We start from the raw sequence: 22,728 nt of genomic DNA, 5'->3' as shown, positions 1-22,728 counted from the left end.
CCGGCATCGACGCCAAGGAGAACAGCTTTATCGGCGCGACGCCGTGGGAGCGGATCGCGACGGCCTTCTTCGCGTACTCGGCGGGGCTGCTGGCGAAGTCGGCGGGCGTGCTCGGATTCGCGGACGACGCGTCCAAGTACGCGGAGCTGCGCGACAACGTCGCGCGCGCCTTTCGCGAGGAATACGTCACGCCTAGCGGGCGCCTCGCTTCGCCGACGCAGACCGCCTATGCCGTCGCGCTGATGTTCGACCTCCTGGAGGAAGGAACCCGGCAGCAGGCGGCGGACCGGCTCGCCAAGCTGATCGAGGAAGCGGGCAGCCAACTGACGACGGGGTTCGTCGGCACGCCTTACCTTTGTCATGTGCTGACGCGGTTCGGACACGCCGACCTGGCTTACAAGCTGCTCGAGCGGCGCGAATATCCGTCCTGGCTGTACCCGGTCGTCAAGGGCGCGACGACGATCTGGGAGCACTGGGACGGCATCAAGCCGGACGGCAGCTTCTGGAGCGACGATATGAACTCGTACAATCACTATGCCTACGGCGCGATCGGCGACTGGCTGTTCGGGTCGGTCGCAGGCATCGATACGGAAGCGTCGGAGCCCGGATACAAGCGAGTCCGCGTTCGGCCGGTGCCGGGCGGCTCGCTGAAGTTCGCCGAAGCGTCGCTCGAATCGCCGTACGGCGAGATCCGGTCGGCCTGGCGGCGCAGACCGGACGGCGGGATCGACTATGAGATCGTGGTGCCTGCCAACGCTGCCGCGAACGTTCTGCTGCCGGGCGCGAGCAAGGCGAACGCGACGGAATCGCAGCAGCCGCTTGACGCGGCGGAAGGAATCTCGAACGTGGCGGAGACGGCGGAGGGACTGGCGCTCGGCCTCGGCTCTGGGAAGTATCGGTTTACGGTAAAAAATTAAAGCATAGACGATCCGCGACAGCCACCGAGCCTAAATCGGTGGCTGTTTGAGTTGCGCGGACTATTCCTTGACGGCGCCCAATACGATGCCTTTGACGAAGTACCGCTGAAGCAGCGGGTAGACCGCGAGAATCGGGAGCATGGCGATGAAGATTTGAGCGGCCTTGACGCTCCTGTTGGACAGCATCTCCAGCTGCTCGGGATTGATGCCGGTCTTGCTGAAGTCCTGCACGACGACGATCGTTTGCAGCAGCGTAGCGAGCGGCCACTGGTCTGCGCTGCGCATATACAGCATGCCGTCGAACCAGCTGTTCCAGTGGCCGACCAGGGTGAACAGCGACAGCGTGGCGATCGCCGGCAGCGAGACGGGCAAATAGATCGCGGCGAAAATCCGGAAATGCGTCGCTCCGTCCACGATAGCCGCTTCGTCCAAATCCTTCGGAATCGCCCGGAAGAAGTTCATCATCAAGATCATATTCCAGACGTTGACAAGACCCGGCAGAATGAGCACCCAAAAGGAATTCACGAGCCCGAGCTTTTGATTGAGCATATAGTGAGGCACCAGACCCGCATCGAATATCATAATGATCAGAAAAAACCAGACGTAAAAGGAGCGCGATCTGAATTCGGCGTTCGACCTGGACAGCGAGAAGGCGGCCAGCATGACGACGATCATGCCCAAAACCGTTCCGGTCAAGCTTCGCAGGATCGAGACGCCCGTCGCGGACAGGAAATTGGCGTTTTCGAACGTTTTGGCATAGCTCTCGACCGAAAAGTCGATCGGAATAAAGGCGACCAGATTGGAATCCGCGGCGGACTTGCCGCTTAGGGAAACGGCGAAAATATGCAGCATCGGCAGCACGCACAGCAGGGAAATCGCGAGCAGAAACGTGATGTTGAAATAGGAAAACACGCGGTATGACGGACTTTTAAAATACATAGGCTCGATCCTCCGTTGCTCGTTCTGAAAGGTTAAAAGATGCGGTAATTCGCTACCTTGTACGCAAAGAAGTAACCGCCGCTGATAAGGATAAAGCCCACCGCCGATTTAAAGATGCCCGCTGCGGTCGCGAGACTGTATTGCCCCCCCTGAAAGGTGCGGAACACATAAGTATCGATAATATCGCCTTTCTCCAGGACGAGCGGATTGATGAGGTTGAACACCTGATCGAAGTTGGCGTTCAGCACGTTGCCCAGCGACAAGGTGAAGACGACGACGATGATCGGAAGCAAGGCCGGCAAGGTGATATACATGGTCTGCTGGAACCGGCCTGCGCCGTCGATCTCCGAGGCTTCGTACAAAGCCGGGTTAATGCCGGACAAGGCGGCAAGGAACACGATCGCCGAAAATCCGAATTCCTTCCACAAATCGCTCACGACGACCGTCGTCCGGAACCAGTTGCCGTTGCCGAGGAAGAGGACCGGCTCCAGATGAAGGAAGGCGAACAGCCGGTTGACGATCCCTTCCAGCGAGAGCAGGTCGAGCAGGATTCCCCCCAGGATGACCCAGGACATGAAGTGAGGCAAATAAACGAGCGTTTGAATCGACCGCTTTAAGGCGGTTTGGCGGATTTCGTTCAGCAGCAGGGCGAATACGACAGGGACGGCAAGGCCGAACAAGATTTTCATCATGGAAATGATGATCGTATTCCAGATGACCTGCACGGAATCGTGCATCGTAAAAATGAGCTTGAAGTTTTCCCAGCCGACCCAGGAGGAGCCCGATACGCCGAGCCAGGGCTTGAATTCCTGGAAGGCCATGACGATCCCGGGCATCGGCGCGTATTTGAAGACGAACGCGATCAGTACGGCGGGCAGCAGCATCACGTGCAGTCTCCAGGTTTTGAGAAACGGACGCTTCGATCTCGCCTTCGCGGGCGCTGCAGGCAAAGAGGTTGTGTAAGAATTTTCCAAGCGAATTCTCCTTTCGGCATGTATAATAGACACATTCTATTCTGGAAGCGTTTTTTTTTACAGAATCCATTTTTAAGATCGCTGTCAAAATATTAAGGGAGATGGGCGTATGAAGCGTCACAGGCCGGTTTTTCTCAAGATGAACGGGGTCATCCTCGTCTTGCTGCTTCTCGTTATTCTGTTGTACTCCTACTTCAGCAGAACGAGCTTCCATGCGATCGACACGCAGATGACGAATTACAACGAGAGCCAGCTGACGTTTCTCAAGTATCAGATCGAATCCAATATCGAGCGGCTGGCGCTCGCTTCGAGCATTCTGGTGCGCGATTCGTCCCTGCTCGACCTTCAGATCAGCATGCTGACCAAAGACTACTACCGGATGCTGGACTATCGGACGCATGTCAAAGAGAAGTTGTATTTGCAGAGCCTGTCCAGCAATTGGTCCAACCAGCTGGCTGTGTATCTGCCGACGGTCCAAACCCGCGTATCGACCGATCTGAGCGACAACTACGATCCGCGCGTGCTGGATAAGGCCCCCAACGGGACATGGACCTTTCAGCCGGGCGCATCGCCTGGTACCGCCTACTACCAGCTGTTTATGTGGGATCCGTATTTATCCAAAGCCGATTCTGCTTCCGACCCCGATTCGGTCAACGCAGTGTTCGAGGTGCGGTTCGGGCTGGACAATATTCGCAAGATGCTGCAGCATTACAAGCTGGACAGCCCCGGTTCGAGTTTTTTGCTGACGTCGGGCGGCCGGGCCTTCTCCAACGCGGAAGCGAGCGACGGCGCGTTCGAGACGTTCGGAGCCGAGCTGCTGAAGGAAGGCTTGGGCGACGGCGGGCACCGCAACGTGTCTTTTCAAGGGCAGCGCCTCTTTTTGAGCTATACCTACCTGTCCGACCTGGATGCCTATCTGATCGATTACGTTCCGACCGAGGTGTTTTACGCGCCGATCGTCAAGAGTCGAGATTTGTTTTATGCCAGCATGGCCGTGTTGGTCGTCCTCGGTCTGGCGGCCGCCTATCTGCTCTATTCGAACGTGCTCAAGCCGGTGACGATGATGATGAAAGGCCTGAAGCACGTCGAGATGGGGGATTATTCGTACAGAATCAACAAGCGGTTCCACAATGAATTCGATTATATGATGCAGCGCTTTAACGACATGGGATCGAAAATCCAGCACCTGATACAAAATGTGTACGAGGAACAAAACCGGTCGCGGCTGGCCACGCTCAAGCAGCTGCAATCCCAGATCAATCCGCATTTTCTGTACAATTGCCTCTCCTTTATCGCCGGGTGCGCGAAGGTCGGCCTCACGGACAAGATTAAAGAGATGGCCTATCATCTGGGCGGCTATTATCGTTATATGACACGAGTCGAAAATCAGCTGCCGCCGCTCAAGGAGGAGGTCGAGCTGGTCACCCATTATCTGGAGATCTATACGTACCGGCTGGAGCGGATCGGCTACGAGATCGACATCCCGTCGGACCTGCTTAAGGAGCCGGTGATGAGACTGGTGCTGCAGCCGGTTGTGGAAAATGCCATCGTGCACGGCATCGAGCCTACGCCGGGCACGGGAACGATTCGGATCGCCGGATGCCGGGAGGCGGATTGGATCGAGCTGCATGTCGAGGACAGCGGCGGCGGCATGTCACAGTTCGCGATGGATCGATTAATGCAGCGGCTGGAGCAGCCGATGGACGGCAGCACGGGCTGCGGGCTGTGGAACGTGCATCAGCGGCTCAGGCAGCGCTTTGGTCCGGGAGCGGGCGTCTTTCTGCAGCCTTCGGAGCGTCTGTCCGGGCTGCGCGTGACGCTGCGCTGGCGAAGCGAACAAGAGGAGAGCGAAGAGAAAGGGGAGCGCGCGGGATGAAGCTGATGCTGGTCGACGACGAGCCGATGCTGCTCAAAAGCATGGCGGCCAACGATTGGGAGAAGATCGGGATCGAAGAAGTGCGGATGGCGTCGTCCGGACTGGAAGCGGCGGAAATGCTGAAGCAGGCGGCCGTCGATATCGTCGTGACCGATATCCGAATGCCGGGCATGGATGGGCTCGAGCTTTGCAGGCATATTCAGGAGCGCTATCCGCGGACCAAGTGCATTCTGCTGTCGGGTTACGGCGAATTCGAGTATGCGAGGGAAGCGATACGGTACGGGACCGAGCGTTACTTGCTCAAGCCGATCAAGGACGAGGAGCTGATAAACGAGGTCGCCGGCGTCAAAGCCGCCATCGAGCGGGAGTGGGCGGAGATCGTCTCCTTCGAGCGGGCCAGGCAGACGCTGTTCGCGCATCTGCCCTTGCTGAGGGAGAAGCTGCTGACCGAACTGCTGGCAGGGGCGTCCATGCCCGAAACTGCGTTGGCCGAGCGGATGGACGAGTATCGGCTGCGGCTGGAGACGGGCAAGGCGTGCGCGCTATTATTGGTCAGGCTCGACGAAGGCTTCGGCGCGGCCGGAGCCGACGCCCTCTTGTACGAATATGCCGTTCACAACATCGCCGGCGAGATCCTGGAAGCAGGCTACCGAGTATGGTCGTGCAAGGACGACTACGGCTATTTGTGTCTGCTGCTGCAGGCAGAGCCTGGAGCAGGCGGCCATTCGGACGGCGTCCTCGACGATCTTGCGATCGAGACGGCGGCGCGCGAGCTGGAGGCCAAGATCGCGGAATATCTCAAAGGACGGGTGTCCGTCCTGATCGGCGGATCGTGCCTTTTCCCCGATGAGATCGCCGAGCGCTACCGCCAATCCGTGAGCGCCTTCCGCACCGTGCCGCGCAGCGAGCGGGGCGTCGTCTTTCGTGCCGGGGAGGCGCGATCCCTATCCAGCTCGCTGCATGCCTTGTACAGTCCTCCGGGTCTGCAGCAGCTACTCGAGGCAGGCCGTTGGGCGGACGCGCGCGCCAAGCTGGCCGCCGTCTTCGAGGAGCTGAAGTCCAGGGAATTGGATACCGAGGAGCATATGCTGGAGATCGTATGCGCGCTGACGAACGCATTTCTTTATATCGCTCATCTGCAGAGCAAGACGCTTGCGGAGTTGTCGAGCGACGATGCGGACCTGGCGACGGATCCTCTTAAGCTGAGCCGGTCCGGTCAGGCGGCGGCATGGGCGTTCAGGATGCTGGATCGTCTGGAGGCCGGCAGCGTACGGGAATTCAAGGATGCCAAATATCAGCTGATCGTCAAGATCCACCGGTTTATCGAAGAGCGCATCGCCGAGGATGTGTCCCTGCAGACGATCGCTGATCATGTCAGCCTTCATCCCGTCTACCTATCTTCGCTGTACAAGCAGGAGACGGGGGAAAATATGAGCGACTACATTATGCGGTACCGGATGGAGAAAGCGGGCATGCTGCTGCGCACGACGGAGATCAAGATTTATGAGCTGGCCAGCTGTCTGGGGTTCCAGAATCCGCCTTATTTCAGCAAGCTTTTTAAATCCCATTACGGCATTACGCCGCAAGAGTACAGGGAACGGCACTTGGCCGAACCTTAAGATTTTCGCAGGCTACCTTAAAACATTGTCTCTTACTCGGTTGTAAGCGCTGTAATATGATGGGTTTGCAACTTACTAAGCCGAACAGGAGGATCCGGAACGCCTATGAGCAAAAGATTGACCTTGCTGTCGCTTGCGCTGACCGCGCTGCTGACGATCGCGACAGCCTGTTCCGACAAAGCCGGCAGCGGGAACGACGCGGCCGCGACGAAGACCGGCGGAGCCTCGCCTTCGTCCTCGCCTTCGCAGTCCGCCTCGGCATCGGAGGACACCGTCGCCTTGGCCATTCAACAGGGGACGTACAAGTTCGATCCGCCGGTGACGATCACGACGGTGAAGGCGACCGACTCCACCATGAAGTACAAAAACGGGGAAACCGCCGAAAACAACGTGCACACGAAGTGGGCCCACGACAAGCTGGGCATCGATCTGAAGTATTTGTGGCAGGTGCCGGGCGATCAATTCGCGACAAAAATGCGGCTGATGCTGACGTCGAACGAAAAGCTGCCGGACGTGCTGATGACCGAGGATCTGACCTTGCTCAACGAGCTGATCGAATCCGGCAGGTACAAGGACATCACGGCGGACTATGAGAAATACGCCTCCGCAACGATCAAGCAAATCTACAGCTCCAATCCGATCATGTGGAGCCAGGTGACCTTCGACGGCAAAAAGATGGCGCTGCCCAACTTCGCATTTGCGGGGAACGACAACGGCGTCATGTGGGTCCGGCAGGATTGGCTCGACAAGCTGGGCATGAAGGCTCCGACAACCTTCGAAGAGCTGGAAGCGCTCATGCAGGCAATGCTGGATAAGAAACCGGGCGGCGCCGGCAACATCATCCCGCTTGGCGTCAGTCTCGGTTCGGGCGGTTCGAGCCCCAGCATCTTTAACGGCTGGCTTGGCGAGAGCACCTGGGTGTTCGGACCGTCCGGCACGATTCCCAACCAGTGGCTGGAGAAGGACGGAGCGGTCGTTCACGGCTCGACGCTGCCGGAGATGAAGGAAGGACTCAGCCGGCTGCGGGACTGGTACGATAAAGGCTATATTTCCAAAGAAGCGGGCCTGCACGACGAAAACAAGCTGGCCGAGCTGATCGGACAGGGACGCGTCGGCATCGTCGTGGCACCGTACTGGCTGCCGAACTGGCCGATTCCGGATCTGGAGAAAAACGTGCCCGGCGCAACGATGAATCCGTATCCGCTGCCGACGCTGAACGGCAAGGCCGCCGCCCGCGACACGACGTTCCTGCGCGGCGGGCTGATCGTCAGGGAAGGCTTCGAGCATACCGACGCGCTATTCCTGTACCTGAACCGCATATTCGAAAAAGGAAAGCAGGGCAGCGAATTCGAGAACGGCTGGTACGAGAACTACGACTACACGGTCAAAGCGGACGGAACCGTATCCGTGGACGAGGCGGACATCCCGGGCGGCAAGGTCGGTCCGGCCAAGTATGTGCTGATGGAACCGAAGGATCCGTTCACCAACCTGAAGCTGCTGGCCAAGATGAGCCGGGGCGCCGAGCCGAGCACGGCGGAGGAGGAGCGGGTGCTGCGGAACAATCCGAAAACGCTGAAGGCGGCCGAATACGTGGACGACGGCTGGAGCGCCGGCACGTATATGGCCAATGCGTTCACGGGATCGCCGACCAAAGCGATGCAAACGAAGGGCGGCATTCTGGCCAAGCTGGAAGGCGAGACGTTCCTGGGCATTATCTACGGCCAAAAGCCGCTCGATGCCTTCGATACGTTCGTCAAGGAGTGGAACAAGATCGGCGGCGAGCAGGAAACGAAGGAAGCGAACGAGTGGTATCAGAAGTCGAAATAAGCGCTTTTGGCGAGACGGGGTCCCGGCATGACCGGGACTCGCGCCCGTCGTCGAAGGGACCGCCTATGATCGCCTGCGATCTCCTACAATCGTCTATGGCAGCTCGCGCTATATCCATTCTGCGAAACGAGGTGTGTTGATGATGATACGCAAGCTTACGTCTTTCAGAACGATCGCGGCCTTGCTGGCGCTGCTGCTGGCTGCGGTATGGGGCGTACCCGGGGCGGGAAGCGCTGCCGCGGATGAAATTGGAAGCGTTTACTATGTCGATTCGGCAGGCGGAAACGATACAAATGCGGGCACCAGTCCGGCTGCGGCGTGGCAGTCGCTGGACAAAGTGAATGCCACCGTTTTCGAGCCGGGCGACGCGATCCTGTTCAAGGCGGGCGGCGTATGGAACGGCAAGCTGTCGCCGAAGGGTTCGGGAACGGACGGCCATCCGATTCGAATCGACAGGTACGGCGAAGGCGCCAAGCCGCTGATCGCCGGCGGAGGCGTCGATGCGGCCGTTTACTTTTACAATCAGGAGCAGTGGGAAGTCCGCAATCTGGAGATTACCAACGATTCGGCCACCAAAGCGGCACGCAGGGGGATCCACGTGGACGGCACCAGCGGCGGCTTCTCCAATCCGAAGGTTTACCGCCACTTCCTGTTCGAGAATCTGGACATCCACAACGTGAAAGGCGACGTCTCGAACGATTATGCGCACAACGGCGGCATTATCGTCTGGGGAACGGCCTGGGACTATCATGTGACGGACGTCACGGTGAACAACTGCAAAATCTATACGGTGGACAGCGTAGGCGTCTACCTGAACGGGGCGCAGCGGACCTACTCCTCGGATCTGAAGGTGACGAACAATCTGATCTACGACGTGGCGGCCGACGGCGCCTTTATATTGAACACGACAAACGGTCTCATCGAACGCAACGTCGTCCATGATACGCACGTTCGCGCTACCGGCTATCACGTCGCGCTGTGGACGTGGGGAACGAAGGACGCGATCATTCAGTACAACGAGGTGTACAATACCGGAGCGGGCGGCGACGCTCAGGCGTTCGATTCGGATTACAACAGCGAAGGCACGATCATCCAGTACAATTACAGCCACAACAACGCCGGCGGCATGGTGCTGGTGTGCAATGACGGCACGTCGGCCGCCAACTACAATAACGGCACGATCGTTCGCTACAATATCAGCCAGAACGACGGCGGCGCGGTATTCAACTTTAACGGCACGCCGAACAATACGAAGGTGTACAACAATACCGTGTATCTCCCCCGGTATTCCCAGGCCAAGGTCATCAATCATTCGGATTGGGGCGGCTATGCCAAAAATACGTCCTTCTACAACAATATCATCTATAACCTGGGCTCGGGCGGGTACAGCTTCGGCAGCAGCACGAACAACGTGTTTGAGCACAACGTCTTCTACGGCAATCACCCGGCGGGCGAGCCGGCCGATCCGTACAAGATCGTATCGGACCCGATGCTGGCTTCGCCCGGTTCGGCGGGCAACGGACTGGCCAGCGCCGTGGGCTACCAGCTGCTCGATACGTCCCCGGCGATCGGCGCAGGCGCCTTGATGGCGAACAATGGCGGGCGCGATTTCTTCGGCAATTCGGTGTCCGGCACGACGGCGCCGAATATGGGGGCATACGCAGGCGCGGGACTCGACCCGGACAATCTGCCGGAGCTGCCTTCGCCACCGCCCGAGACGAATCTGCTGAAGAACGGCGACTTCGAAACGGGGGACTTCACCTATTGGCCGAATGCCTACAACGACGCCTCGGTCGTGAGCGGCGGCGAAGCCCATGCCGGGACCTATGCGGCCAAGTTGACGGGCAATTACGCAGGCGCCGAGCAAGTGGTCGGCGGGCTGCAGCCGAACACGATCTACAAGCTGTTCGCTTGGGGCAAAAGCGTGGGCGGAGGCGATGCCGTGTTCGGCGTTAAAAACTTCGGCGGCGCCTCAGGGGCAGACGTACACATAAGCGCGACGAGCTACGGGCGCAAAGAGCTGACCTTCACGACGGGGAATAGCAGCACAAGCGCCACGATCTTTCTGTACAAGGCGGGCGGCAGCGGCAGCGTGCTGTTCGACGATATGGAGCTGATCCAGTTCAGCGCGTCGCCCGGCGGGAATTCGGGGCCTGGCACCACGTATCCGATCGGCTCGGACGACGAGTTCAACGCCGGCGCGTTAGACGACCAGTGGCGTTGGATCCGCGAGAACCCGGCGAAGTGGTCGCTTGGCGCGCAGCCCGGCTATATGCGGATCGTCGCCGAGAACGGCGATATCGCGAACGGCACGGCGGATGCGAAAAACATTTTGCTGACGGGCGCGCCGGACGGCGATTGGACCCTGGATACGAAGCTGGACGGCAAGCCGACATCGACCTGGTCGCAGGGCGGATTGATCGTCTACGTCAACGACGATACGTACATCCGGATGACCCGGCTGTACGGCGCGGGCAACCAGTTCCAGCTTGACGTCAAGCAAGGCGGCAGCCGCGTCCATGAGGAGACGGCGGATACGAACGCCTCGCCGGTGTCGTACTTGCGCATTCAAAAAGTCGGCGACACTTACACCGGCTATTACTCGGCGGATGGCCTTGCGTATACCCAGGTCGGCACGGCCCGGACAGTCGCCTTGGACGATCCGAAGATCGGCCTGATCGTCTGCGCGGGAACGGGGTTGATCGCAAACTTCGATTATTTCCGCATCGTGCCGGCTACTGCTCCGGTGTCCAATCTGCTCGCCAATCCGGGCTTCGAGACCGGCGACTTCACCGGCTGGAACGCGCATTTCAACAATGCCGCGATCGTCGGACAGCAGGCGCGCAGCGGCGATTATGCCGCGGTGCTGACGACGCAGTACGGAGGCATCCAGCAGTATGTTTATGGTCTCGAGCCGAATACGTCCTATACGATCTCCGTCTATGCCAAGGCGACGGACGGCGCGAGCGGCGAATTCAGCATCAGCGAATTCGGCAGCTATCTGCGCACGATTCCGGTGAGTTCGGCCGATTACCAACGGAAGTCCTACACGTTTACAACGGGCGCCACCGATACGAAGGTCAAGCTGGAGCTGTACAAACGCTCGGCCGGCGGGGCCGTATACTTCGACGATCTGGAATTGATGAAAAACGATTAAGCGAAGCTGCGTTCCTAAACATCTAAATAAAACGCAAATTGGGATGAAGCAGTAGCATTTAGCTTCATTCCTTTTTTGCGTTTTTGGTATAAACATCCGATGCAGCGAAAATCAAACTCGGGCCGTCTAATAGGGTGGAGGTGACGATCGCATGAAGCCGGCCGGCTTAAGCTCCAAAGAAAGCTTCTCGAAGGATCCCGCCGAAGCGCTGGAGCAGCTTATGGAAGCGTTTGGAACAGTGGTTATGCGTACCGCTTATTTTTATACAGGGGATCGGCACCTTGCGGAGGATATCAGCCAGGAGGTATTCCTACGGGCTTATCGGAATTGGTCGTCCTTCCGGGGAGACAGCGCCGTAAAGACCTGGCTGACGACGATCTGCGTCAATGTGTGCCGGGACAAGACGGGTGTACGGATGTACACCGAACAGCCGACCGACCCGATCCGATTGGAACAGGACAGAACGTTTAACGTAGAGGACGAGGCGCTGCAAAGGCTGGAGAAAAGCGAAGTGCTGCAGCACGTGCTTCGCTTGCCGATTCCGTTCCAGGAAGCGTTGTACCTGTACTACTATCTGGAGCTCACGACCAAGGAGATTGCGGAAGCGACGGCTTCTCCCGAAGGAACGATACGCAACAGGCTGCATCGGGCGCGCGAGGCGCTGGCCCGGGCGATGAACAAGGAGGAGACTACACATGACGAATATGGATCGTGAATTGCGTTTGCATTTGGCCAAGGAGGCTGACGATGTGCTCTTTTCCAACTTGGAATTGACGGACCGGCTTAAACAGAACATCCGGCAGAAGGCGGCCTCGGCGCAAACGGGACGCAGACGCCGCTCCAGGAACGTATGGGCGGCAGGTGTCGCGGCAGCGGCTTTGGCGGTATTTCTAATGGTGGGGCTGCCGACGCTTCAGCACACATCCGCTCCTGCGCCGGCGCAGAGCCCGATCGGAGCCTCGCCATCGACCGACGCAGGCAATGCCGGGAATGTAGGAAATGCCGGAAATAATGCAGGAAGTGCCGGTAATGCTGGCGCTGCCGGCTCCGAGCTGTCCCAGCTCGTGTCGACGTCCTACGCCACCGCCGAAGAAGCAAAAGCTGCGTTTGGCGCGAGTATGCTTGCACCGGAGGCCGGGCCGGAGGGATTTACGCTCAAAGACATTCAGGGGGCGGGAATGGCAGGCGAACCGCTTAGGGACGTGATTTTCTCTTACGCTTCCGCATCGGGCGACAAGACGATCACGTTCACCGCGAGCCGTATGGCTGCCGCATTCCCTGCGGACATGTTTACGGCGACGCAAGTCAACGGTAATGACGGCTTCGTATTCGCACAGCCGACGCTCACCGAGCTGTACTGGATGGAGGACGGCATCCAATACGGCATCGTCGGTCACGTCACGTCCGAAGAAGCGATGAAGATCGCCGAATCGGCGAAGCGTTAAGCTTCGGGCTTACGAGGGCACGCGAGGATAGCGCAAAATTGTGCTATTCTCGTATGTCCTGACTTTCCACGTTCTCCGTCCGCACATATGAATCACAGAATAGCGCAGAATTGCGCTATTTTTGCCTGTTCACTTCCCACTCGCCGGTCCGCCGCTCGCTCGATACCCAAGCATAGCGCAAAATTGCGCTATGCTCGTCTGCACCGGACATCCCTCGCCCATCCGCCGCTCGCGCAATGCACACAATAGCGCCATCGGTCTCGTAAACATCCAAAAATCGCAAATCAAACCAATCGGAAACAGCTGTAGTGCCGGCTTTGCTTGAACTGAAGCTTAAGGCGCCACCAGCGTGTTCCGCAATGCGTGTCGGATTGCCTCGAAAGTTACATAGCGGGAGCACGTAGTGAGGAAGCTTTACTCAGCTACATCGCGGAGACGCGCTCGGCAATCTGGGCGAAGAGACGCTGTGCAGCGCTATATAGCGGGGTTGCGTCGGCAATCTGGGCGAAGAGACGCTGTGCAGCGCTATATCACCGAGACGCGTCGGCAATCTGGGCGAAGAGACGCTGTACAGTGCTACATCGCGGGGTCGCGTCGGCAACCGAGGCGAAGAGACGCTGTACAGCACTACTTCGCGGGATCGCGTCGGCAATCGAGGCGAAGAGACGCTGTACAGCGCTAAATCGCGGGATCGCGTAGGCAAACAAGGCGAACAGTCAATACACCCCGCCCCTGAACCGCTTCCGATACTGCTGCGGAGAGACCCCCTGCCACTTTTTGAACGCATGGCTGAAGTTATGCAGATCGTCGTAGCCGACCAAAGCGCCGATTCGCTCGATTTTTTCGTCCGTCTCGAGCAGATAGCGTTTGGCCGCCTGGTGGCGCAGCCTTTGCACGTATTTTTGCGGCGACTCGCCGAACAGCTGCTTGAACAGGCGAATGAAGTAGTCCTCGCTGACGTTAAGCCGCCGCGCCAGCGACTTATTCGTATGAGGCAGCTGGAGACTCTGCTGCAGGTCCGCTCGCAGCTCGAGCAGCCGCTTCTGATAGGCGGTGACGGTCGGGCTCTGCGGCTCGAGCGAGAGGCCGACGAGCGCAGCCAGCACGAGCTGCATATAGCCGCGGCAGGCGAGCGAAGCGGCGGGGCGGCTCGCGTGGTAGGCTTCGGCGGCTTGTTCCAGCCAGGATGCGAGCTCCATTGGCGCCGAACGGTAGCTTCGGGCGAAGACGAGGCTCCCGGCTCCGGTAACCGGCCAATAGCCGATCCGATCCTCCCCGCCGTCCCCGTCCTGAATGGCCAGCTGATGCTCGAATTCGATCTCCACCTCGTCGTACAGATCGAAGTGAAGGCCGAGCAGACGGGTATCCGGCGTGCCCGTCAGCTCGATCCGGTGCGCGACGGCCGGCGGGAGCACGAGCAGGTCCCCCGCGAACAAAGCGAGCGGAGAAGCTTCATCCTCGAAGTGCACCAGAATGCCGCCCGAGTAGACATACATCAGCTCGCTGTCGTACAGACGGCGTACATAGCCACTCGCGGGCGGAATGCGCTGATATTCGGCGTAGTGGACGCTTGGCGCAAATTCGCGGACATCCAAAAGCCGGGTGCGGGGCTGCCTAAATCCGGGCTTCATCTTTTCTCACCTCTCGATCGAACGGAAATTCACAACACGAGCACGAGGAACGACAAATACAAGCGATAATCCTCATGATAGCATAAACGTATTCAACAGGAATTCACAATGGTCTTGAGGAGAGATGGAGCCATGCAAGCATCGTCCGCGAACGTCCGGATCGGCGTCATCGGTTTGGGACAACGGGGGAAAAGCCTGTTCGCCCTGCTTCGGGAAATGGACGGCGTCGAAGTCGCGGCGGTCAGCGATCTGTACGAGGATCGGCTGCGGCAAGCGGCAGAGGATGCGCAAAGCGCTTCGCACCCGGTTCCTGCGCTGTACCGGAATTATAAAGAGCTGCTGGCGCGGGAAGACATCGAAGCCGTCATCGTGGCGTCCTCCTGGACGAGCCACGCGGAGATCGCCATCGCGGCGATGAGAGCGGGGAAGTATGTCGGGTCCGAGGTCGGAGGCGCGGCCTCGATCGAGGAATGCTGGGAGCTGGTGCGGACGTCCGAGGCGACCGGCGTACCGTGCATGCTGCTGGAAAACTGCTGCTACGGACGCAGCGAGATGGCCGTGCTGAACATGGTCAGGCAAGGATTGTTCGGCGAATTGATCCATTGCCGCGGGGGCTATCTGCACGATCTGCGCGAGGAAGTGGCGACGGGGATCGAAAACCGGCATTATCGCATTCACAACTATTTGAACCGCAACGGCGATCTGTACCCGACGCACGGGCTCGGCCTGCCTGCCGCCTGCCTCAATATCAACCGCGGCAACCGAATCGTGAGCGTATCCTCGATCGCTTCCAAGGCGAGAGGCATCAACGCCTGGGCGAGCGAAAATCTCGGGCCGGATCACCGCGCGGCGCGTTCGCCGATCGAGCTCGGCGACATCGTCACGACGATGATGAAGTGCGCCCACGGCGAGACGATTCTGCTGACGCACGATACATCGCTGCCGAGGCCCTATTCCAGGGCCGGACAGGTGCAGGGCACGAAGGGTGTCTGGATGGAAGACGGCAACGCGATCTATATCGACGGCGCCGGCCCAGCGCACGAGTGGGAGCCGTTCGATTCGTACCTGGAGCGGTACGAGCATCCGGTATGGCAGCGCTTTTTGAAGGACGGCGTCAAGGGCGGTCACGGCGGGATGGATTATTTGGTGCTCCGCGATTTTCTGGACAGCGTGAAGTCGCGGACGAGCCCGCCGATCGACGTTTACGATATGGCCACCTGGATGGCGGTGACGGCGTTGTCCGAGCAATCGGTTCACGCCGGCGGCGCGCCGGTCGCCTTCCCCGACTTTACGAACGGCAAATGGATCGAACGCGCCGAGCCGATGCTGGCTTCGACGTTCCGCGCCTGAGGCGTCAAGTCTGGCGGTTTAAAAAACGGGAGCTGCATACGCGGCTCCCGTTTTGAATGAGCGGCGCGTAACGACGCCGGCGAAGAAGCCGCCAATTCGTCAACGATAGGTAACGAAGTAAAGACTTGCGCATTGCAGGCATATTTTTAAACCTCCTATACTGATTTATGAAAGCGCAAACAAAAATGGGTTTAAAGGGAGGTCGCTATGCAGACACAGGCAACCGTCGCCAACCCGATTCTGTGGGCCGACGTTCCGGACGTCAGCGTTATCCGGGTCGGCTCGGTCTACTACATGGTCAGCACGAGCATGCATTCGATGCCCGGCTGTCCGATTATGAAGTCCGGGAATTTGAAGCACTGGGGGCTCGCGGGTTATGTCTTCGACAGGCTGGAGGACAACGACGCGCACAATCTGATGGACGGCAAAGGCATCTACGGCAGCGGATCCTGGGCGGCAAGCCTGCGCTATCACGACGGCATTTACTACGTCGCCTTCAGCAGCAACGACATGAATCGGTTTTACGTGTACCGCACGGCGGATATCGAACGCGGTCCATGGGAGCGCTCAGTCATCGAAGGGCTGCATCACGATCCGAGCCTGCTCTTCGACGACGGACGCGTCTATGTCATATATGGCAACGGCGATATTCGCATCCGTGAGCTGACGGAGACCGCTTCGGCGCCTAAGGAAGGGGGCCTTGACCGGCTGCTGTTCGAGACGGAGCGCGAAGGCATCGGCTTGCGCTGCGAGGGCTGTCACGCTTACAAGCTGAACGGCTTCTATTATTTGTTTTTTATCGAATGGCCGACCGTCGGCAACCGGCGGCGCAGGCAGCTCGTCTACCGCTCGCGCCGGCTGCTCGGTCCTTACGAGCGCCGCGTCGCGCTCGACGATGACCTGGGCTATCGGAACTGCGGCGTCGCCCAAGGCGGGATCGTGAGCACGCCCGAAGGGAAGTGGTACGCCATGCTGTTCCAGGACCGCGACGCCGTCGGCCGTATTCCGTGCCTCGTGCCGGTGCGCTGGGAAGACGATTGGCCGATATTCGGCGCGGACGGCCGCGTGCCCGGCACGTTAGAGGCGCCGATGCCGGACATCGCGCCCCGGCCGCTCGTGACCGGCGACGAATTCGACTATGGCGACAACAAGCTGGCGCTGAACTGGCAATGGAACCACAATCCCGACGACAGGCTATGGTCGGTGACCGCGCGCCCCGGCTGGCTGCGGCTGACGACGGGGGCGATCGCAAACCGAATCGAGCTGGCGCGCAATACGCTGACGCAGCGGACGGAAGGGCCGACCTGCGCTGCGGAGACGCTGCTGGACGCGGCCGGGATGAAGCCGGGCGATCGCGCGGGCCTTGTCGCGCTGCAGAGCGGCTTCGGCACCGTCGGCATTTGGGCCGGCGAGAACGGCGAGCGATTCGTCGCGATGTGCGTGCGCGGACAGGACGGAAGCGAGGAGATCGTGGAAAGCTTGCCATATGCCTGCGAGCGCATCCGCTTGAAGATCGAATTTGACTTCAGGGAGAGCGCGGATACGGCAGTCTTTGCTTATTCGGCCGAAGGCGAAGCCTGGAGGTCCATCGGCCGCCCGCTCCAAATGAAGTATACGCTGGATCACTTTATGGGCTATCGGATCGGCTTGTTCAACTATGCGACCCGCGTTAGCGGCGGGTTTGCGGATTTCGATTATTTCCGTTACGCCAAGGGCGGCGAACGCGATTAAGAATGGAGCGAACGACAGATGACCAAGGCGGTCCCGCAACCGAACCAACCGCTCGTTACTCATATTTACACGGCGGATCCGTCCGCGCATGTATTCGACGGGCGAATTTATATTTACCCTTCGCACGATCTCGATCATGACGGCGAGAGCAACGACAACGGCGACCAATACCGGATGGAGGATTATCATGTGCTGTCGATGGACAACCTCGCTTCTCCGGTCGTCGATCATGGCGAAGCGCTGCATATTCGGGACGTTCCATGGGCGTCCAAGCAAATGTGGGCGCCGGATGCCGCGTACAAGAACGGCATGTATTATCTTTTTTTCCCCGCTCGCGACCATGACGGGATTTTTCGGATCGGCGTAGCGACAAGCCCATCTCCGGCAGGACCCTTTCGCGCGCAGCCGACCTATATGGAGGGAAGCTTCAGCATCGATCCGGCGGTGCTCGTCGACGATGACGGCCGCAGCTATATGTACTTCGGGGGACTGTGGGGCGGTCAACTGGAAAAATGGCAGACGGGCGAATTCCGGCCCGACGACAAGGAGCCCGCGCCCGGCGCGCCTGCGCTCGGTCCGCGCGCGACGCTGCTGAGCGACGATATGCTGTCGCTCCAGGGCGCTCCGAAGGAGATCGAGATTGTTGACGAAGACGGCAATCCGATCCTCGCAGGCGACGAGGACCGGCGTTACTTCGAGGGGCCCTGGGTGCACAAATACGGCGGTCTGTATTACTTGTCTTACTCGACCGGGACGACGCACAAGCTCGTCTATGCCGTCAGCCGGGATCCGCTCGGGCCCTACACCTTTAAAGGCACCATCCTGACGCCCGTGATCGGCTGGACGACCCACCATTCCATCGTCCAATTTGAGAATAAGTGGTATCTATTCTACCATGACAGCTCCCTGTCGGGCGGCATTAATCACAAGCGCTGCGTCAAGTATGCCGTGCTGCACTACGAAGAGGACGGGACGATCCGGACGATCGATCCTTACCCGGAACAAGAAAAGTAGAATGTATCGCAAAACCCGTCCGCACGCCGGCGATTAAAGGGAGATCGGCAGAGGCGAGGAGCCGTACGCTTCTATGGCAGCCTGCTCTTGTATTCGGTTGGCGTCATGCCCGTCGACTGCTTAAAAATGCGGCTGAAATAGTAGGGGTCCGGATAACCGACCGCTTCGCCGATTTCTTTGACGGAAAGCCCCTTCTTCAGCGACAGCAGCTGTTTGGCTTCGTTGATCCGCAAGGACATAATGTACTTCGAGGGGGCTTCGCCGTTGTACTTCAGAAAAATTTTACTCAGGTGGGACGCGTTTACGTTAAACTGTCTGGCGATTTCCTCCAGGCTGAGCTCCTGCGAATAGTTGTTTTTAATAAAGTCCGCGACCGTCCTCACGATCTCCTCGGCGGAATACTGGCGTCCGGCGAGCACGCTGGGCGACTTCAAGGCCGCCCTGTCGCTCTCGATGGATGTTTTTAAACGCGAGAGCAGACTCTCCAGCTCCCGAATCTTCAGCGGCTTGAGCAAGTAATCGATCACGTTCATTTTTAAAGCTTGATGGGCATATTCAAATTCACTGTAGCCGCTGATGACGATTTTTTTGACGGCGGGATAGTCGCGTTCGACGGCCCGGATGAGGCCGATGCCGTCCAGTACGGGCATGTGGATATCCGTAAACAGTATATCCGGGACTTGAACGCGCTCCATGAAGCGAAGCACGCTCTCGCCGTCTCCGGCGGCGTGCACGACCTGGAACAACGCGTCGGTTTTTTGAATTTGACTTGCGAGCGTGCGCAGCAGCAGCGGCTCGTCTTCCGCTACGATGACATGGATCGGGTTCAGCACTTCCACCGCCTTTATTTTGTATTCAGGGGACCGCCGATCGTGACGGTCGTCCCGCGCTCTTGCAAATTGCGAATATCGAAGTGCATCTGACTTCCGTATTGCAGCTTCAATCGAATAAAAAGATTGAGCAGTCCCATGCCCTGCAGCTTCAGCGCAGGCAACACCTGACTTCGCTCCATCTCCTCCACCTGCGCATAAAATCGCGACAGCTCCTCCTCGCCGAAGCCGGGACCGTTGTCCGTGACTTCGATGAGCCAGCGGCGGTCCGCCACGATGCCCCGAATCGAGATTTCCCATGGCGGGCTGGACTTGGTTCCGTATTTGATCGCATTTTCCACGAGCGGCTGAATCATGATCCTGGGAACCCGTATCGTTCGAATCGAGGCGGGCAGATCGATCGTCCAGGCGAGCAAGTCTCCGTAACGGAGCTTCATGCAGCTCAGGTACATTTCCGTATAGCCGATCTCCGTCTCCATGTCGACCAGCGCGGATTCGTCGGCCGAGATGTATCTCATCATGTCCGACAAGTTGTCGCACATCGCAATGATCTGTTCGTTCATTTGCTCGTAGGCCATAGCGCTGATGGTCGCCAGCGAATTGTACAGGAAATGCGGGTTCATTTGAGACTGAAGCGCTGTCATTTTCGCCTGCATCTCGTGCGTGCGGGACAGCAGCAGCTGGTCGAAAGATTCCTTGAGCCTGGCGTTCATTTTGACGAACGATGCATTCAGGCGGTCCCATTCGTTCAGTCCGCTGTTGAGCTCGGCCGGGGTGCCGGCGACAAGCGATTCGAGGCTGATCGATTTGATCGTCTTGTTCAGCGCGCCAAGGGGACGCGTGATTCGCTTGGAGGCGACATACGACAGCGCGATCAGGAAGAGCAAGATGACGAGCGTCGCCAGAATCGCAAGCCTCGTAAATTTGTTCAGCGGCGAGAGCAACGTTTTGTTGGAGATCATGACGGCAATATTCCAGTTCGTCAGGTCGGAATGCTTGATGGTGAGCAGGTCCGTATCGCCGGTCAGCGGGTTGGTCAAATAGGCGGGCCGCTCGGCATCGGAGGGTCCGATCGACCGATTCAGGAGCTGTCGGACGATCTGCTTGTCCTGCTCGGCGTGTTCGTAGGGATAGACGATCTCTCCGTCGTTCGTATAGATGAGAATCTGTTCGAGCGAGGGGTTGTCCTTGGCCTGGCGGATGACGCCGCCGAATACTTTGCCGTAGCTTTGTTTGACCTCGACGATGCCCTTCGGCGCATTGTATTTGTCCGAGAAATGGCGAAGGAGGGAAATAAAAACGTTATTTTTTAACCCGAGACTGCTGCTGCCGGTCTGGGAAAGGGTCAGCACCTTCGCCTTCTTATCGCTCTCTACGGCCGTAAACCACGGCTGGCTCGCGACGTCCGTCTTTTTCTGGCTGTTGTCCAGCCCGACGCCGATCGAGATGCCGGAAAACAAGTGCAGGTACACCTGCTGTACGGGATAAGAAGGGCCGACGAGCGCGACAAGTATATCGTAAAGCGAGGTATCCGTCTTGTTGTACCGGCTGCCGCTCTGCTCGGAGGAGAGCGGATCCGGCGCCGTGCCTTTTGGCGTCTCGTAGGCCGAGATGCGGTCGGTAATCAGGTTGGAGTATAAAATGCTCACGGAGACGGAGTCGAGCTTCTGGATCTCCAGATCGAGCTGCGTCTGGAGCGTCGACGACATTTCCGTCAGCGTATTAAACGCCTTTTGCTTCAGCAGGTTGGAGGACCAGACGTAGAAAAGCGCGAACAAGATCGCGATGCCGATGACGATGATCGACGAATAGGTAAGGAACAGTATCGAACGGATCGAGCGAGGCCGGCGAATCAGCTTCACGAATATCCCGCTCCCGTCGCATGCATTTTTACCATTTTGCATCGGCGTGGAACGGGTTGTCAACCCTCGGAAAAAATGTACAAAGAAACGCACAAACGACTGCATGGAGAGGATGTGAGCGCTTCACTTATAATGAGGGGGCGAAGTTGAAGGCGTTTACACTCGAATCGAAAAAGGGGAGTAGGCATGAAAAAAGCACTTAGCCTTGTTCTGCTGACAGGTCTGGCCGGAGGGCTGCTGAGCGGCTGTGGCAATTCCGGAGGCGATTCGTCGCCACAAGCGTCGGGTTCGCCGACGAGCGCGCCGAGCCAGGCGAGCGAGACCGCCAGCTCCGCGCCGGCGAAGAAAGATATCACCTTGTCGTATCTGGCGAGCCAGGACTGGATCAAGGACGCGGAGATGAAGCTTGCCGAAAAATTCGAGGAACAGACCGGCATTCATATCGACTATCAGATCGTGCCTTCGGATCAGTACAGCAACGTGCTGAAGGCGAAGCTGGCGTCGGGCGAGGCGCCCGACATTTTCGGCGGACAGAGCGGCAAGTTCGATCTCGGCCCGCTGTACGACGTGGAGAACAACGCGGTCGATCTGTCGGGGGAGGAATGGGTGCAACGGGAAGACCCGCTTTTCGTCGAACAGACGTCCTGGAATTCCAAAGTGTACGCCCTCACGATCTGGGACCCGAGCGCGAGCTGGATCATGGTGTACAACAAGCCGTTGTTCGCCAAGCTCGGTCTGAGCGCACCCAAGAGCTACGAAGAATTCCTTAAAGCTTGTGAGGCGATCAAAGCGTCCGGCGTGACGCCGATCTACGAGCCAGTCTCCGACGGCTGGCATCATGTGCTCTGGTTCCCCGAAATTGGTGTGCGGTACGAGCAGCTCGAAGCGGGACTTGCCGACAAGCTGATCGCCAATCAAGAGAAGTTCGAGAACGCCGCCGTGCTCGAGCAGTCGCTCTCCCAGTTCAGCGAGCTGGTGCAGAAGGGATACTTCGGCGAATACGCCTTCTCCAATACGTACGCCGACACGGAGAAAAACATGGCCGACGGCAAATACGCCATGACGCTCTACAATATCGGGCTTCCGGCTCAGATCGAGAAGGCCGTGCCGGGCAGCAAAGCTTCCGATTACGGATTTTTCCCGATTCCGCTCATGGACAACCAAAGCCTGAACGTCAATCCGGCCGCACCGAGCAAATTCATCTCCAGCAGCTCCAAGCATATCGAAGAAGCGAAGCAGTACTTCAGCTTCCTGACGGAGCCGGACAATCTGCAGTTCCTGCTCGACAACGAACCGAAGTTCACGACGCTGAACTTCAAGGATGTCAAAGCCAAGTTCAACGACGAACAGCGCGCCTTCTTCGACACCTACGGTCAAACGTCGGGTACCGTGTACCAGACCGCGATCAATTACGTGAATCCGCAGTGGATGGACATCGGCAAAGATATGGCGGCCATGATGAACAAGCAAATGACGCCGAAGGATATTCTCAAAAACATCGACAAGCGCAGAGACCAGCAAGCGAAGACGGCCGGCGATTCGAACTGGAAGTAAGA

At 58.5% G+C, this 22,728-nt stretch carries 16 protein-coding genes; 11 read left to right on the top strand and 5 right to left on the bottom strand.

Annotation, left to right across the window (positions count from 1 at the left end; translation table 11 throughout):
• Positions 1 to 917 (top strand): alpha-L-rhamnosidase-related protein (locus KVT38_RS26985; RefSeq protein ID WP_306795366.1); only part of this gene is annotated, 917 nt, incomplete at its 5' end.
• A gap of 60 nt (positions 918 to 977) precedes the next feature.
• Here KVT38_RS26985 and KVT38_RS26980 read toward each other — a convergent pair.
• A complete protein-coding gene (locus KVT38_RS26980; protein ID WP_217596853.1) occupies positions 978 to 1,856 on the bottom strand; it encodes a carbohydrate ABC transporter permease in 879 nt (292 codons plus the stop codon).
• A gap of 32 nt (positions 1,857 to 1,888) precedes the next feature.
• Complete coding sequence (locus KVT38_RS26975; RefSeq protein WP_217596856.1) at positions 1,889 to 2,740, bottom strand: ABC transporter permease; 852 nt, start codon at positions 2,738 to 2,740, stop codon at positions 1,889 to 1,891.
• Positions 2,741 to 2,939: 199 nt separating this feature from the next.
• On the opposite strand from KVT38_RS26975, the gene KVT38_RS26970 reads away from it, so the two are divergent.
• The 6 genes from KVT38_RS26970 to KVT38_RS26945 all read left to right on the top strand — a co-directional run bounded on the left by KVT38_RS26970 (position 2,940) and on the right by KVT38_RS26945 (position 12,754).
• Positions 2,940 to 4,706, top strand: a complete 1,767-nt coding sequence (locus tag KVT38_RS26970; protein WP_217596852.1) for a sensor histidine kinase — start codon at positions 2,940 to 2,942, stop codon at positions 4,704 to 4,706.
• Positions 4,703 to 6,325 carry a response regulator transcription factor gene (locus tag KVT38_RS26965; RefSeq protein WP_217596851.1) on the top strand — a complete coding sequence of 541 codons (1,623 nt, stop codon included), beginning with the start codon at positions 4,703 to 4,705 and terminating at the stop codon, positions 6,323 to 6,325. Before KVT38_RS26970 ends, KVT38_RS26965 begins: the two co-directional genes overlap by 4 nt.
• Before the next feature lie 105 nt (positions 6,326 to 6,430).
• Entirely contained in the window at positions 6,431 to 8,152 is a 1,722-nt protein-coding gene (locus tag KVT38_RS26960) for a type 2 periplasmic-binding domain-containing protein (RefSeq protein ID WP_217596850.1), read from the top strand.
• A gap of 139 nt (positions 8,153 to 8,291) precedes the next feature.
• Entirely contained in the window at positions 8,292 to 11,309 is a 3,018-nt protein-coding gene (locus tag KVT38_RS26955; protein ID WP_217596849.1) for a right-handed parallel beta-helix repeat-containing protein, read from the top strand.
• Positions 11,310 to 11,460: 151 nt separating this feature from the next.
• Positions 11,461 to 12,024: an RNA polymerase sigma factor gene (locus tag KVT38_RS26950; RefSeq protein ID WP_217596848.1), complete on the top strand. Its 564-nt coding sequence runs from the start codon at positions 11,461 to 11,463 to the stop codon at positions 12,022 to 12,024.
• On the top strand, positions 12,005 to 12,754 hold the full coding sequence (locus tag KVT38_RS26945) for a DUF4367 domain-containing protein (protein ID WP_217596847.1): 750 nt from the start codon (positions 12,005 to 12,007) through the stop codon (positions 12,752 to 12,754). Before KVT38_RS26950 ends, KVT38_RS26945 begins: the two co-directional genes overlap by 20 nt.
• Positions 12,755 to 13,470: 716 nt before the next feature.
• Here the strand turns inward: KVT38_RS26945 and KVT38_RS26940 are convergent.
• On the bottom strand, positions 13,471 to 14,385 hold the full coding sequence (locus KVT38_RS26940; protein WP_217596846.1) for a helix-turn-helix domain-containing protein: 915 nt from the start codon (positions 14,383 to 14,385) through the stop codon (positions 13,471 to 13,473).
• 132 nt (positions 14,386 to 14,517) lie between these two features.
• Here KVT38_RS26940 and KVT38_RS26935 point away from each other — a divergent pair, with 132 nt between their 5' ends.
• From KVT38_RS26935 to KVT38_RS26925, 3 genes are all read left to right on the top strand, one after another.
• Positions 14,518 to 15,735 carry a Gfo/Idh/MocA family protein gene (locus KVT38_RS26935; RefSeq protein ID WP_217596845.1) on the top strand — a complete coding sequence of 406 codons (1,218 nt, stop codon included), beginning with the start codon at positions 14,518 to 14,520 and terminating at the stop codon, positions 15,733 to 15,735.
• A 207-nt stretch (positions 15,736 to 15,942) separates the two neighbouring features.
• Positions 15,943 to 17,466, top strand: coding sequence for a glycoside hydrolase family 43 protein (locus KVT38_RS26930; protein ID WP_217596844.1), 1,524 nt, complete (start codon positions 15,943 to 15,945; stop codon positions 17,464 to 17,466).
• Between the two features lie 18 nt (positions 17,467 to 17,484).
• Positions 17,485 to 18,480 (top strand): glycoside hydrolase family 43 protein, encoded by a 996-nt coding sequence (locus KVT38_RS26925; RefSeq protein ID WP_217596843.1) that lies wholly within the window; start codon positions 17,485 to 17,487, stop codon positions 18,478 to 18,480.
• 71 nt (positions 18,481 to 18,551) lie between these two features.
• On the opposite strand, the gene KVT38_RS26920 is transcribed toward KVT38_RS26925, so the two are convergent.
• Positions 18,552 to 19,313: a response regulator transcription factor gene (locus KVT38_RS26920; protein WP_217596842.1), complete on the bottom strand. Its 762-nt coding sequence runs from the start codon at positions 19,311 to 19,313 to the stop codon at positions 18,552 to 18,554.
• Positions 19,314 to 19,324: 11 nt separating this feature from the next.
• A complete protein-coding gene (locus KVT38_RS26915; protein ID WP_217596841.1) occupies positions 19,325 to 21,172 on the bottom strand; it encodes a sensor histidine kinase in 1,848 nt (615 codons plus the stop codon).
• Positions 21,173 to 21,358: 186 nt separating this feature from the next.
• Here KVT38_RS26915 and KVT38_RS26910 point away from each other — a divergent pair, with 186 nt between their 5' ends.
• A complete protein-coding gene (locus KVT38_RS26910) occupies positions 21,359 to 22,726 on the top strand; it encodes an ABC transporter substrate-binding protein (RefSeq protein ID WP_217596840.1) in 1,368 nt (455 codons plus the stop codon).
• The last annotated feature ends 2 nt before the right edge of the window (positions 22,727 to 22,728 follow it).

Origin of the sequence: Cohnella sp. GbtcB17 (genome assembly GCF_019091135.1) — a bacterium.
Classification (GTDB): Bacteria; Bacillota; Bacilli; order Paenibacillales; family Paenibacillaceae; genus Cohnella.
The sequence above is the reverse complement of the archived record's forward strand: the minus strand, read 5'-3'. Positions and strand labels throughout refer to the sequence as shown.

Excerpts from the sequence above, each read along its gene's own strand:
- KVT38_RS26980 (WP_217596853.1), bottom strand. The coding sequence starts at position 1,856 with ATGTATTTTAAAAGTCCGTCATACCGCGTGTTTTCCTATTTCAACATC.
- KVT38_RS26975 (WP_217596856.1), bottom strand. The coding sequence starts at position 2,740 with ATGCTGCTGCCCGCCGTACTGATCGCGTTCGTCTTCAAATACGCGCCG.
- KVT38_RS26970 (WP_217596852.1), top strand. The coding sequence starts at position 2,940 with ATGAAGCGTCACAGGCCGGTTTTTCTCAAGATGAACGGGGTCATCCTC.
- KVT38_RS26965 (WP_217596851.1), top strand. The coding sequence starts at position 4,703 with ATGAAGCTGATGCTGGTCGACGACGAGCCGATGCTGCTCAAAAGCATG.
- KVT38_RS26960 (WP_217596850.1), top strand. The coding sequence starts at position 6,431 with ATGAGCAAAAGATTGACCTTGCTGTCGCTTGCGCTGACCGCGCTGCTG.
- KVT38_RS26955 (WP_217596849.1), top strand. The coding sequence starts at position 8,292 with ATGATGATACGCAAGCTTACGTCTTTCAGAACGATCGCGGCCTTGCTG.
- KVT38_RS26950 (WP_217596848.1), top strand. The coding sequence starts at position 11,461 with ATGAAGCCGGCCGGCTTAAGCTCCAAAGAAAGCTTCTCGAAGGATCCC.
- KVT38_RS26945 (WP_217596847.1), top strand. The coding sequence starts at position 12,005 with ATGACGAATATGGATCGTGAATTGCGTTTGCATTTGGCCAAGGAGGCT.
- KVT38_RS26940 (WP_217596846.1), bottom strand. The coding sequence starts at position 14,385 with ATGAAGCCCGGATTTAGGCAGCCCCGCACCCGGCTTTTGGATGTCCGC.
- KVT38_RS26935 (WP_217596845.1), top strand. The coding sequence starts at position 14,518 with ATGCAAGCATCGTCCGCGAACGTCCGGATCGGCGTCATCGGTTTGGGA.
- KVT38_RS26930 (WP_217596844.1), top strand. The coding sequence starts at position 15,943 with ATGCAGACACAGGCAACCGTCGCCAACCCGATTCTGTGGGCCGACGTT.
- KVT38_RS26925 (WP_217596843.1), top strand. The coding sequence starts at position 17,485 with ATGACCAAGGCGGTCCCGCAACCGAACCAACCGCTCGTTACTCATATT.
- KVT38_RS26910 (WP_217596840.1), top strand. The coding sequence starts at position 21,359 with ATGAAAAAAGCACTTAGCCTTGTTCTGCTGACAGGTCTGGCCGGAGGG.